This window comes from Shinella sp. 20P9.1.1 (assembly GCF_057798995.1).
The window spans coordinates 80,905-93,399 of the sequence record NZ_JBYOLC010000005.1; the positions used below are offsets into that span (position 1 = coordinate 80,905).

General features: G+C 63.9%; 11 protein-coding genes. 10 read left to right on the top strand and 1 reads right to left on the bottom strand.

Features of this window, described 5'->3' with window-relative positions; translation table 11 throughout:
- The first annotated feature begins 61 nt into the window (after positions 1-61).
- The 4 genes from AC27VQ_RS10450 to dprA all read left to right on the top strand — a co-directional run bounded on the left by AC27VQ_RS10450 (position 62) and on the right by dprA (position 4,140).
- Entirely contained in the window at positions 62-1,003 is a 942-nt protein-coding gene (locus AC27VQ_RS10450) for an aspartate carbamoyltransferase catalytic subunit (protein WP_488716206.1), read from the top strand.
- Positions 1,000-2,292: a dihydroorotase gene (locus tag AC27VQ_RS10455; protein ID WP_488716207.1), complete on the top strand. Its 1,293-nt coding sequence runs from the start codon at positions 1,000-1,002 to the stop codon at positions 2,290-2,292. The genes AC27VQ_RS10450 and AC27VQ_RS10455 overlap by 4 nt, the downstream gene beginning before the upstream one ends.
- A gap of 88 nt (positions 2,293-2,380) precedes the next feature.
- Entirely contained in the window at positions 2,381-2,986 is a 606-nt protein-coding gene (gene plsY, locus AC27VQ_RS10460) for a glycerol-3-phosphate 1-O-acyltransferase PlsY (RefSeq protein ID WP_488716414.1), read from the top strand.
- Positions 2,987-2,988: 2 nt separating this feature from the next.
- Complete coding sequence (gene dprA / locus AC27VQ_RS10465; protein WP_488716208.1) at positions 2,989-4,140, top strand: DNA-processing protein DprA; 1,152 nt, start codon at positions 2,989-2,991, stop codon at positions 4,138-4,140.
- Here the strand turns inward: dprA and AC27VQ_RS10470 are convergent.
- Complete coding sequence (locus AC27VQ_RS10470; protein ID WP_488716209.1) at positions 4,072-4,326, bottom strand: hypothetical protein; 255 nt, start codon at positions 4,324-4,326, stop codon at positions 4,072-4,074. The genes dprA and AC27VQ_RS10470 overlap by 69 nt on opposite strands.
- Before the next feature lie 259 nt (positions 4,327-4,585).
- Here AC27VQ_RS10470 and topA point away from each other — a divergent pair, with 259 nt between their 5' ends.
- The 6 genes from topA (at position 4,586) to rpmG (ending at position 12,238) form a co-directional block, all read left to right on the top strand.
- A complete protein-coding gene (gene topA / locus AC27VQ_RS10475; RefSeq protein ID WP_488716210.1) occupies positions 4,586-7,267 on the top strand; it encodes a type I DNA topoisomerase in 2,682 nt (893 codons plus the stop codon).
- A gap of 4 nt (positions 7,268-7,271) precedes the next feature.
- Positions 7,272-9,623 (top strand): ribonuclease R, encoded by a 2,352-nt coding sequence (gene rnr, locus AC27VQ_RS10480; protein ID WP_488716211.1) that lies wholly within the window; start codon positions 7,272-7,274, stop codon positions 9,621-9,623.
- 26 nt (positions 9,624-9,649) lie between these two features.
- The gene (locus tag AC27VQ_RS10485) at positions 9,650-10,123 is read left to right on the top strand and encodes a DUF983 domain-containing protein (protein WP_488716212.1); all 474 of its coding nucleotides are present in this window, start codon (positions 9,650-9,652) and stop codon (positions 10,121-10,123) included.
- Positions 10,120-10,779, top strand: coding sequence for an NUDIX hydrolase (locus AC27VQ_RS10490; RefSeq protein WP_488716213.1), 660 nt, complete (start codon positions 10,120-10,122; stop codon positions 10,777-10,779). The genes AC27VQ_RS10485 and AC27VQ_RS10490 overlap by 4 nt, the downstream gene beginning before the upstream one ends.
- A gap of 13 nt (positions 10,780-10,792) precedes the next feature.
- On the top strand, positions 10,793-11,977 hold the full coding sequence (locus AC27VQ_RS10495) for an MFS transporter (protein ID WP_488716214.1): 1,185 nt from the start codon (positions 10,793-10,795) through the stop codon (positions 11,975-11,977).
- A gap of 93 nt (positions 11,978-12,070) precedes the next feature.
- Entirely contained in the window at positions 12,071-12,238 is a 168-nt protein-coding gene (gene rpmG, locus AC27VQ_RS10500; protein WP_003547442.1) for a 50S ribosomal protein L33, read from the top strand.
- Positions 12,239-12,495: the final 257 nt, after the last annotated feature.

Sequence of the window (12,495 nt, forward strand, 5' to 3'; positions counted from 1 at the left end):
CCGCGGCCGAATCGACGCTCTATAGACCCCGCGTATCCAACGACAGTTGAGGCGGAGTTTCATGGACTTCTTTCCGCATCGCCACCTTCTCGGCATCAAGGGTTTGACCGAGCAGGAAATCACCCATCTGCTCGACCGCGCCGACGAGGCGGTGAAAATCTCCCGGCAGCGGGAGAAAAAGACGTCGACGCTGCGCGGCCTGACGCAGATCAATCTCTTCTTCGAAGCCTCTACCCGCACGCAGTCCTCCTTCGAGCTCGCCGGCAAACGCCTCGGCGCCGATGTGATGAACATGTCGGTCGGCAATTCCTCGGTGAAGAAGGGCGAAACGCTGATCGACACGGCGATGACGCTGAACGCCATGCATCCGGACGTACTGGTGGTGCGCCACTCTTCCGCCGGCGCGGCCGCGCTTCTGGCGCAGAAGGTCTCCTGCTCGGTGGTGAACGCAGGTGACGGCCAGCACGAGCATCCGACCCAGGCCCTGCTAGACGCGCTGACCATCCGCCGCGCCAAGGGCAAGCTCTCGCGCATCATCGTCGCCATCTGCGGCGACGTGCTGCATTCGCGCGTCGCCCGCTCGAACATCCTGCTGCTCAACGCCATGGGCGCCCGCGTGCGCGTCGTCGCTCCTGCGACGCTGTTGCCATCGGGCATCGCCGAGATGGGCGCCGAGGTCTATCACTCCATGGAGGAAGGCCTGAAGGACGCCGACGTCGTGATGATGCTGCGCCTCCAGCGCGAGCGCATGTCCGGCGCCTTCGTGCCTTCGGTGCGCGAATACTTCCACTATTACGGCCTCGACGCGGAAAAGCTGAAGGCGGCGAAGGAGGATGCGCTCGTCATGCATCCCGGCCCGATGAACCGCGGCGTGGAAATCGCCTCCGAGATCGCTGACGGCCCGCAGAGCGTCATCGAGCAGCAGGTCGAGATGGGCGTCGCCGTCCGCATGGCCGTGATGGAAACGCTTCTTGTTTCGCAGAACCAGGGTGTTCGCGCATGACCCGCACCACTATCCTGAAAAACCTCCGCATCCTCGACCCCTCGCGCAACCTCGATGAGAAGGGTTCCATCGTCATCGAGAACGGCAGGATCGCCGCCATCGGCGCCGGCGCGCAGAACCAGGGCGCGCCCGAGGGCGCGGAGGTCGTCGACGGTCGCGGCATGATCGCCACTCCCGGCCTCGTCGATGCCCGCGTCTTCGTCGGCGAGCCCGGCGCGGAACATCGCGAGACCATCGAATCCGCCTCGCGCGCGGCGGCGGCCGGCGGCGTCACCACCTTCATCATGATGCCGGATACCGATCCCGTCATCGACGATATCGCGCTGGTCGAGTTCGTGCTGAAGACGGCGCGCGACAAGGCCGTCGTCAACATCCACCCCGCCGCGGCGCTGACCAAGCACCTTGCCGGCGAGGAGATGACCGAGTTCGGCCTGCTCAAGGCCGCCGGCGCCGTCGCCTTCACCAACGGCCGCAACCCGATGCACAATGCGCAGGTCCTGCGCCGTGCCATGACCTACGCCCGCGAATTCGGCAGCGTCATCGCGCTGGAAACCCGCGACAAGCATCTTGGCGCAGGCGGCGTGATGAACGAGGGGCTGCTGGCAAGCTGGCTCGGCCTTTCGGGCAGCCCGCGCGAAGCCGAACTGATCCCGCTCGAACGGGACCTGCGCATCGCCGGCCTGACGCGCGGCAAATATCACGCCGCACAGATCTCGGTACCGGAATCGGCGGAAGCGGTGAAGATCGCCCGTGAGCGCGGTGCGAACGTAACCTGCGGCGCGTCGATCAACCATCTGACGCTGAACGAAAACGACATCGGCGAATACCGCACCTTCTTCAAGCTCTCTCCTCCGCTGCGCGGCGAGGACGACCGCAAGGCCATGGTCGATGCGCTGGCCCGCGGCGAGATCGACATCATCGTCTCCTCGCATGACCCGCAGGACGTCGACACCAAGCGCCTACCCTTCGCCGATGCCGCCGATGGTGCCATCGGCCTGGAGACCATGCTGGCGGCGGCGCTGCGGCTCTACCATAGCGGAGAAGTTCCGCTGATGCGGCTCATCGATGCGCTCTCCACGCGGCCCGCAAAAATCTTCGGCCTCGATGCAGGCACGCTGGCGCCGGGTGTGAAGGCCGATATCGTGCTGATCGATCCCGACGAGCCGTGGCTTGCCACGAAGGATACCTTCGTCTCGCGCTCGAAGAACACGCCGTTCGAAGATGCCCGCTTTACGGGACGCGCGGTTAGCACCTATGTTGCCGGCGAACGGGTGCATTCGCTGGGCTGATGCATCTGGGGCGGAAGGGACGCCGCCCCGCAGCGGCCTTGCCGGCATTCGCCGCAATGAAATCTCGGGGGAGAACCACGTGTCCGACATTTTCACCTGGCAGCTCGGCACGCTGCCGACACTCGCCGCCCTCGCCTTCGGCTATCTTCTCGGGTCCATTCCCTTCGGCCTGATCCTCACCCGCATGGCCGGGCTCGGCGACGTGCGTCAGATCGGCTCGGGCAATATCGGCGCGACGAACGTGCTGCGCACCGGCAACAAGAAGCTCGCCGCCGCAACGCTTCTCCTCGATGCCCTCAAGGGCACCGCCGCGGCTGCCATCGCCTTGCGCTGGGGGCTCGACGCGGGCATTGCCGCGGGCTTTGCAGCCTTCCTCGGCCATCTCTTTCCCGTCTGGCTCGGCTTCAAGGGCGGCAAGGGCGTTGCGACCTATGTCGGCCTGCTGCTGGGCCTCGTGCCCGTCATGCTCGCGGTCTTCGCGGCCATCTGGATCGGCCTGGCGTATCTGACGCGTTACTCTTCTCTTTCAGCGCTAGTTGCAACGGCCGCATCTCCGGTTGTATTGTGGTTTCTCGGTCACGAGAAGGTGGCACTGCTCTTTCTCGTGCTCACCGTCATCACCTGGTGGAAACACAGCGCCAATATCGGCCGCCTCCTGAGCGGAACGGAAAGCAAGATCGGCAGCAAGGGGTAGCCATGGACGACCGCAGCGCAAGGACAAGGGGAATTGCGCTGACGGAAAAACAGAGGATCGCCTGGCTGCGGCTCATCCGCAGCGATAATGTCGGTCCGGTCACCTTTCGAGAGTTGATCAACCATTTCGGCAGCGCCGAGACTGCACTTGAGATGCTGCCGGAACTATCCCGCCGCGGTGGCGCGTCCCGCAGCATCCGCGTCGCCTCCAGGGCGGAGGCGGAACGCGAACTGGAGATTGCCGAACGGCACGGCGCCACCCTCATCGGCATCGGCGAGCCCGACTATCCGCCGCTGCTGCGCCAGATCGACGGCGCCCCGCCCCTTCTTGCCGCCAAGGGCAACCGCAGGGTGACGTCGGCACCGGCCGTCGGCATCGTCGGCGCACGCAATGCCTCGATCTCGGGTATGAAATTCGCGGGGCTTTTGGCACGGGACATCGGTCGCGCGGGTTATTCCATCGTTTCGGGCCTGGCACGCGGCATCGATACCGCCGCCCATCGTGCCAGCCTCGAGACCGGCACGATCGCCGCCATGGCCGGCGGTCTCGACAAGCCCTACCCACCGGAAAACATCGGCCTGCTGAATGAACTCACCGACGGCGAAGGCCTCGCCGTCAGCGAAATGCCCTTCGGCTGGGAACCGCGCGCCCGCGATTTTCCCCGCCGCAACCGATTGATCGCCGGCATGGCGCTCGGCCTCGTCGTGGTGGAGGCGGCCGTGCGCTCCGGCTCGCTGATCACGGCGCGGAATGCCGCGGATTTCGGCCGGCTGGTCTTTGCCGTGCCCGGCTCGCCGCTCGACCAGCGTTGCGAAGGCACCAATGGCCTGCTGAAGGACGGTGCGACGATCACCACGACACCGGAGGATGTGCTGGAGGGGCTGCGGCCGCTTGCCGAACCCGACCTCTTCTCCCCCCGCCCCGATGCGCGGGAACCGGGAGAGGATACGCCGCCCGCCCTGCGGCTGCCGCCGAGCGACGGCGACCGGGAGAGGATCGCCGAGGCGATGAGCCAAGTGCCGGCCGAGATCGACGAGATCATTCGCTATACCGGCATCGATGCGGGAAACGTCTATCTCGTCCTGCTAGAACTTGACCTTGCCGGCCGCCTTCAGCGGCATGCCGGCGGCGGCGTCTCGATCATGCCGGATTGAGAACGGGCGCAGGCCGGACTGGATGTCGCCGGCCTCGACATAGGCCATCTCGATCAGATAGCGCAGCATATCGGCCCCCTCGTTGGCGGCGACGGTACGCAGCTCGCCGAGCATCTGCCTGATATAGGCGACGTTCTCTTCAGCGGTATGCGGCGGGAGCATGGGCTTGGCTGGTTTCGAATTCATGACTTATCCGTTGTGCCAGTAATCTGGAATCACTGATAGGTTGTAATTCCTACACCTAGGAAACGATACAACGATTATTTATAATTGCAACCACGGATTAAGCTCGTTTTGGTTGCATGGCGTTGTATCTCACTAAATTCACCCCTACCTCTTGACCCGAACGCTTTCCCTGTTCATGTCGAAACACGACTTTCCGGCGCGAGATGCGCCCTTCACCGCGTGAGATAAGCCGCGGCGCGTGGTATCAGAGAAAATGACGATGAATGTTGTAGTTGTGGAATCGCCCGCCAAGGCCAAGACGATCAACAAATATCTTGGCCCGGGCTACAAGGTGCTTGCCTCCTTCGGCCACGTGCGCGATCTGCCGGCCAAGGACGGTTCGGTGCTTCCGGACGAAGACTTCGAAATGCTGTGGGAAGTCGATAGCGCATCGGCCAAGCGCATGAAGGACATCGCCGATGCGGTGAAGGATTCCGACGGCCTCATTCTCGCGACCGACCCGGATCGCGAGGGTGAAGCGATCTCCTGGCACGTGCTCGACGTGCTGAAGAAAAAGCGGGTTCTGGGTGACAAGCCCGTCCAGCGCGTCGTCTTCAACGCCATCACCAAGGCGGCCGTACTGGAGGCGATGAAAAACCCGCGCGATATCGATACGCCGCTGGTCGATGCCTATCTCGCCCGCCGCGCGCTCGATTATCTCGTCGGCTTCAACCTGTCGCCGGTCCTATGGCGCAAGCTGCCGGGCGCCCGCTCGGCCGGCCGCGTGCAGTCGGTGGCGCTGCGCCTCGTCTGCGACCGCGAATCCGAGATCGAGCGTTTCGTCTCGGAAGAGTACTGGAACATTTCCGCCCTTCTGAAGACGCCGCGCGGCGACGAGTTCGAGGCCCGCCTCGTTTCGGCCGAGGGCAAACGCCTCGCACCTCGCGCCGTCGGAAATGGCGAAGAAGCAAACAATCTGCGCACGCTGCTCGACGGCGCGTCTTATCGCGTCGAGAGCGTCGAAGCCAAGCCTACCAAGCGCAACCCGTCACCGCCCTTCACCACCTCCACGCTGCAGCAGGCCGCATCGTCCAAACTCGGCTTCTCAGCCTCGCGCACCATGCAGGTCGCGCAGAGGCTCTATGAAGGCATCGATATCGGCGGCGAGACGGTCGGTCTCATCACCTATATGCGTACCGATGGCGTGCAGATGGCACCCGAGGCGATCGATGCCGCCCGCAAGGCCGTCGGCGAGCAGTTCGGTGCACGCTATGTGCCGGAGAAGGCCCGGATCTACTCCACCAAGGCCAAGAACGCCCAGGAAGCCCACGAGGCGATCCGCCCGACCTCCTTCGACCGCACACCCGACCAGGTGAAACGTTACCTCGATGCGGACCAGCTCAAGCTCTACGACCTCGTCTGGAAGCGCGGCATCGCGAGCCAGATGGCATCGGCCGAAATCGAGCGCACGACTGTCGAGATCGAGGCGAACAATGGCGGCCGCAAAGCCGGCTTGCGCGCCACCGGTTCCGTTATCCGCTTCGACGGCTTCATTGCCGCCTATACCGACCAGAAGGAAGACGGCGAACAGTCCGACGATGGTGACGACGACGGCCGCCTGCCCGAAATCAACGCCCAGGAAAAGCTCGCCAAGCAGAAGGTGAATGCGACCCAGCACTTCACAGAGCCGCCGCCGCGCTATTCCGAAGCCTCGCTCATCAAGAAGATGGAAGAACTCGGCATCGGCCGCCCGTCGACCTATGCCGCGACGCTCGCCACGCTGCGCGACCGCGAATATATCGTCATCGACAAGCGCAAGCTGATCCCGGAAGCCAAGGGCCGTCTAGTGACGGCCTTCCTCGAAAGCTTCTTCACGCGCTATGTCGAATACGACTTCACGGCGGACCTTGAAGAGAAGCTCGACAAGATTTCCGCCGGCGAGCTCGACTGGAAGCAGGTTCTCCGCGACTTCTGGAAGGATTTCTTCGCGCAGATCGAGGACACCAAAGAACTGCGCGTCACCAACGTGCTCGATGCGCTGAACGAAGAACTGGCGCCGCTCGTCTTCCCGAAGCGCGACGACGGCAGCGATCCGCGCATCTGCCAGGTGTGTGGTACCGGCAAACTGTCGCTGAAGCTGGGAAAATTCGGCGCCTTCGTCGGCTGCTCGAACTATCCGGAATGCAATTTCACCCGCCAGCTCTCTGCCGATAACGGCTCGGATGCGGAGGCTGCGGCCTCCAACGAGCCGCAGAACCTCGGCAAGGATCCGCATACCGGTGAAGAGATCACGCTGCGCTCGGGCCGTTTCGGACCTTATGTCCAGCGTGGAGACGGCAAGGAGGCGAAGCGCTCGAGCCTGCCGAAGAGCTGGACGCCGGCCAGTATCGACCATGAGAAGGCGCTCGCACTGCTCTCGCTGCCGCGCGATATCGGCCAGCATCCGGAATCCGGCAAGATGATCTCGGCGGGCCTCGGCCGCTATGGACCGTTCCTCCTGCACGACGGCGGCTATGCCAATCTTGAAACCGTCGAGGACGTGTTCTCCATCGGCCTCAACCGCGCCGTGACCGTGATTGCCGACAAGGCGTCGAAGGGTCCGGGCGGCCGTTCGCGCGGTACGCCGGCGGCGCTGAAGACGCTGGGCGACCATCCCGACGGTGGCCCGATCACCGTGCGCGACGGCAAGTACGGCCTCTATGTCAACTGGGGCAAGGTCAACGCCACCCTGCCGAAGGGCAAGGCCGCCGACAGCGTGACGATGGAAGAAGCACTCGTGCTCATCGCCGAAAAGGCCGGCAAGATGCCTGCCAAGGGCGGCAAGGCCAAGGCCCCCGCCAAGGCGAAGACCACGAAGGCGGCCAAGTCCAGCGAGACCAAGTCCGACGAGACGAAGGCCGCAAAGCCCAAGGCAAAGGCTGCGGCCAAGCCCAAGGCTGCAGCAAAGGCAAAGAAGGCCTAAGGACATGACGAAAGCACCACGCAGCCGGGCAGGACAAACGAAACGGCCCGGCCGCGCGGGCCGTGACGTAGCACCCGCGGACGAAACGCCGATCATCCACGGCGCCATCCCGCCGCGCGACGTGCTGTTGCGCTTCATCGCGGATCACCCGGAACAGGCGTCCAAGCGCGAGATATCCAAGGCTTTCGGCCTGAAGGGCGAGACACGCGTGGAGCTGAAGGCGCTGCTCAAATCCTTCGAGGAGGACGGCCTTCTCGAAAAGCGCCGCAAGTCGCTGGTGCGTCCCGGCGCCCTTCCCCCCGTCACCGTTCTCGACATCACCACTCGCGATGTCGACGGCGAGCTGATCGGCCGTCCGGCGGAATGGCTCGACGATGCCGGTGTGGCGCCGGCCGTGCTCATCCGCCAGTCGGGCGGTGCACACAAGGACAAGGCGCCCGTCGCCGGCCTCGGCGACCGGGTGCTCGCCAAGATCTTCCCGGCCAAGGAGCGAGGTGGCCCGGCCTATACGGCGCGGATCATCAAGGTTCTCGATAAGAAGAAGAACTCCGGCATGGGCGTGTTCCGCACCATGGCGGGCGGCGGCGGGCGCATCATGCCGATCGACCGCCGTGGCGACGAGATGGACGTCGATGCCGAATTCACGGCGGGCGCCAAGGACGGCGACCTTGTAGAGATCGATGTCGTGCGCATGGGCCGCTACGGCCTGCCGCGCGCGCAGGTCAAGAGCGTGGTCGGTTCCGTCGCGTCGGAAAAGGCGATCTCGATGATCGCCATCTACGCCCACGGCATTCCCCATATCTTCCCCGATGCGGTCATCCGCGAGGCGGAGGCCGCGGGTGCGGCCACCATGGCGCATCGCGAGGACTGGCGCAGCCTCCCCCTCATCACCATCGACCCGGCCGACGCCAAGGACCATGACGACGCCGTTTATGCCGAGCCGGACATGTCGCCGGACAATCCGGGCGGCGTGATCGTCACCGTCGCGATCGCCGATGTCAGCTACTATGTCCGCCCCAAGTCGGCGCTCGACCGCGAGGCGCAGAAGCGCGGCAACTCGGTCTATTTCCCCGACCGCGTCGTGCCCATGCTGCCGGAGCGCATTTCCAACGACCTCTGCTCACTGAAGGAAGGCGTCGACCGGCCGGCGCTCGCCGTGCGCATGGTCTTTTCGCATGAGGGCCGCAAGGCCAGCCACACCTTCCACCGCATCATGATGAAGAGTGCGGCCAAGCTCTCCTACCAGCAGGCGCAGGCGGCCATCGACGGCGCGCCCGACGACAAGACCGGCCCGATCCTCGAAACGATCCTGAAGCCGCTCTGGCAGGCTTACAAGATCATGACGGTCGGCCGTAACCGTCGCCAGCCGCTCGAACTCGATATGCCCGAGCGCAAGATCTTGCTGAAGCCCGATGGCACCGTCGACCGGGTCTTCGTGCCGCCGCGGCTCGATGCGCACAAGCTCATCGAGGAGATGATGATCCAGGCCAACGTCTCGGCCGCCGAGACGCTGGAGAAGAAGAAGCAGGCCCTGATCTACCGCGTGCACGACGCCCCCTCGCTTGCCAAGCAGGAGGTGCTGCGCGAATTCCTGCAGACGCTCGACATCTCCCTCGTCAAGGGCGGCAACATGCGATCGAACCATTTCAACGGCATTCTCGCCAAGGTGGTGGATCAGCCGTTCCAGGAGATGGTCAACCAGATGGTGCTGCGCTCGCAGAGCCAGGCGATCTACAGCCCTGAAAATATCGGCCATTTCGGCCTGAACCTCATGAAATACGCCCACTTCACCTCGCCGATCCGCCGCTATGCGGACCTGATCGTGCATCGGGCGCTGGTGGGTTCGCTCGGGCTTGGCGAAGGCGGCATCACGCCGGACGAGGAAGCCGCGCTCGACGATATCGCGGCCGAAATCTCGACCTTCGAGCGCCGCGCCATGGCGGCCGAGCGCGATACGGTCGATCGGCTGATCGCCCATCATCTCGCCGAGCGTGTCGGCGAGGAATTCGACGGGCGCGTCTCGGGTGTCACCAAGGCGGGACTTTTTGTCACTCTGCCCGAATATGGTGCCGACGGGTTCGTGCCTATATCTATGCTCGGACGCGACTATTATATCTACGACGAGGCGCATCAGGCTCTATCCGGTGAAAAGACCGGGCTCGGCTACCGCCTTGGCGATACGGTGCGCGTCAAACTCGCGGAAGCGGTGCCGCTTGCCGGTTCGCTCCGGTTCGACATGTTGAGCGAAGGACGCAAGATGCCGACGGCGGTGCGCTCCTTCCACAAGTCGGGCCGGCGCAAGGGCGGCGAGACACGCCGTCAGCCGGGCACGCGCCCGCCGCGCGGAAGACGCTGAACAGTTCCGGCAGGGAAGGACAAGACATGCAGGCGAACGAGACCGACGGCGGAACGTTGCATTTCGGCGATACCGCAAGCAACGGTACGACGGAGCGGCCGGTGGCCCGCGCCATCAAGCGCGGCATGCTGAACCGCTGCCCGGCCTGCGGCACCGGCCGTCTGTTCAAGTCCTTCCTCAAGCCGGTCGAAAACTGCGCGGCCTGCGGCGAAGACTATACGCATCAGCGTGCCGACGACCTGCCGCCCTATCTCGTCATCACCATCGTCGGCCATATCGTTCTCGGCGGCTACATGGCGACGGATCTCGTCTGGCCGCTCACCACCTGGCAGCATCTTGCCATCTGGGCGCCGATCACCATCATCCTTTCCCTCATCATGCTTCAGCCCGTAAAGGGCGGGACGATCGGCCTGCAATGGGCTGTGAGGATGCATGGCTTCGGCGAAAAGCCAGATGCCGACGAGGATGCAGCCGCCGCTTACCAAGACAAAACAGCATGACACCTGTCCGTCCCGTCGATGCAGCCTCCATTCTGCTTCTCGACCGGTCGGGCGGGACGATACGGGTGCTGGTCGGCAAGCGCAGTAGCAGGCATGTCTTCATGCCCGATGTCTATGTCTTTCCCGGCGGCCGGCGCGATGCGGGCGATCGTCTCGTTTCCATTGCAGGCCCCCTCAACCCCTTGGCGCTGGAGCGTATGGCCGTGCGCGTGCCGCGATGTTCCGGCTCGCGGCTGCGCGCCCTTGCCGTCGCAGCGCTGCGGGAGCTTTACGAGGAAGCGGGGCTGAGCGTCGGCGTGCCCTATGCCGAGGCGCAAGAAGGCGAACTGCCGTTCCGCCCCGACCTCTCGCATCTGCGCTTCCTGGCCCGCGCCATCACGCCCACGGGCATGGTGCGGCGGTTCGATACACGCTTCTTCACGCTCTTTGCCGACGAGGCCGGCATTGACCCCTCGGGTGCCTCGGCCAGCCATGAGCTCGAGGATGTGCGTTGGGTGGATATTTTTGACCACAAGGGCATCGAGATGCCCGACATAACCGTCTTGATCCTTGAAGAGCTTCAAAAAAGCATTCAGGAAGACAAATCTCTCCCCTTCGGAAGGCCGGCACCACTCTATCGCAACAAGGGTGGGCACTTCCTCCGGGATCTGCTTTAGGGGTCGACCGCATATGACGCAGCCGCAATCCGGCACCTCCGGCCCGCTGGAGCATATCCACTGGCGATCGCTCATCGCAGCCGTTGCCGCCATTTCCGCTGTCGGCATCGCCATCGGCCTCGGCCTGCCGTTGCTCTCCATCATCATGGAAAAGCGCGGGATTTCTCCCACGATGATCGGCATCAACTCGGCCATGGCTGGTGTTGCCGCCATGGCCGCGGCCCCCTTCACCACCCGTATGGCGCATGCCTGGGGCACGTCGACCACGATGCTTTTCGCAATCCTGCTCTCGGCGATCAGCGGGCTCGGCTTCTACTATATCGAGAATTTCTGGCTGTGGTTTCCCCTGCGCCTCGTCTTCCACGGCGCGATCACCACACTGTTCATCCTGTCCGAATTCTGGATCAATGCGGCAGCCCCACCGCGGCGCCGCGGCCTGGTGCTCGGCATCTATGCGACGGTGCTGTCGCTGGGTTTCGCCACCGGGCCCCTGCTCTTCTCCATCCTCGGCAGTGACGGCGTGCGGCCGTTCGCGGTCGGCGCCCTGATCATTCTCGTCGCCGCCATTCCGATCTTCATCGCCCGCAGCGAAAGCCCCGTCATCGACGAGAAGCCGGAGCTGCATTTCATGCGCTACATCCTTCTCGTGCCGACGGCGACGGCAGCCGTGTTCATCTTCGGCGCGGTGGAGGTGGGTGGTCTGTCGCTCTTTCCGATTTATGCCACGCGGGCAGGCTTCAGCGAGCCGCAGGCGGCGCTCTTGCTCACCGTCATGGGCATCGGCAACATGGCCTTCCAGATCCCGCTGGGCATGATTTCCGACCGCATGAAGGACCGCAGGCGCCTTCTCACCATCATGGCCGTGATCGGCCTCGTGGGTGCGCTGTCGCTGCCCTGGGTGTCGCAGAACTGGCTTCTGATGGCGGTCGTGCTGCTGCTCTGGGGCGGCTGCGTGGCGGGCCTCTACACGGTCGGCCTCAGCCATCTCGGCTCGCGACTCGTCGGTGCGGACCTTGCAGCGGCCAATGCGGCCTTCATCTTCTGTTATGCCGTCGGCACGGTTGTCGGTCCCCAGGCGATCGGTGCGGCGATAGATGTCTCCGGCAATGACGGTTTTGCCTGGGCAATTGCGGCCTTCTTCGGCTTTTACCTTATACTTTCTCTGGGCCGGATGGTTTTCCGGCCGAAACGGGGTTGACTTTTCGGGCGCGATTTGTAGTTTCCGCCCAGATTTAAGCCGTAGAGCAGACTGGCTGTCCGCGGCTTCGTTTTTGATAAAGGCAGGACGACCATGGCCAAGGCTACCACCATCAAGATCAAGCTGCTGTCGACGGCCGACACCGGTTTCTTCTACGTAACGACGAAGAACAGCCGCACGATGACCGACAAGATGACCAAGACCAAGTATGATCCGGTCGCGAAGAAGCACGTCGAATTCAAGGAAACCAAGATCAAGTAATCTTGGGAGCCTTTTCAGGTTCGCAAAGGCGCTGGACGGAAACGTCCGGCGCCTTTGCTTTTTTAGACTTGCGAAATGCAACCTGACCGAGGTCATGGAATCAAAAACGCCGCTCCCTTGACGGGAGCGGCGTTGAATGGGGGTCGGTCAGTACGACGACGGCACGAGGATTCCGTATTTGTCGTAACCGACCGACCGACCCCACGACCCAGGAGATGCGGCGGACCTAGCATCATGGGGTAACCGGTTGTGCGGGC

Bases quoted from the DNA above. Each gene is read 5' to 3' on its own strand.
- AC27VQ_RS10450 (WP_488716206.1), top strand. From the start codon at position 62: ATGGACTTCTTTCCGCATCGCCACCTTCTCGGCATCAAGGGTTTGACC.
- AC27VQ_RS10455 (WP_488716207.1), top strand. From the start codon at position 1,000: ATGACCCGCACCACTATCCTGAAAAACCTCCGCATCCTCGACCCCTCG.
- dprA (WP_488716208.1), top strand. From the start codon at position 2,989: ATGGACGACCGCAGCGCAAGGACAAGGGGAATTGCGCTGACGGAAAAA.
- AC27VQ_RS10470 (WP_488716209.1), bottom strand. From the start codon at position 4,326: ATGAATTCGAAACCAGCCAAGCCCATGCTCCCGCCGCATACCGCTGAA.
- topA (WP_488716210.1), top strand. From the start codon at position 4,586: ATGAATGTTGTAGTTGTGGAATCGCCCGCCAAGGCCAAGACGATCAAC.
- rnr (WP_488716211.1), top strand. From the start codon at position 7,272: ATGACGAAAGCACCACGCAGCCGGGCAGGACAAACGAAACGGCCCGGC.
- AC27VQ_RS10485 (WP_488716212.1), top strand. From the start codon at position 9,650: ATGCAGGCGAACGAGACCGACGGCGGAACGTTGCATTTCGGCGATACC.
- AC27VQ_RS10490 (WP_488716213.1), top strand. From the start codon at position 10,120: ATGACACCTGTCCGTCCCGTCGATGCAGCCTCCATTCTGCTTCTCGAC.
- AC27VQ_RS10495 (WP_488716214.1), top strand. From the start codon at position 10,793: ATGACGCAGCCGCAATCCGGCACCTCCGGCCCGCTGGAGCATATCCAC.
- rpmG (WP_003547442.1), top strand. From the start codon at position 12,071: ATGGCCAAGGCTACCACCATCAAGATCAAGCTGCTGTCGACGGCCGAC.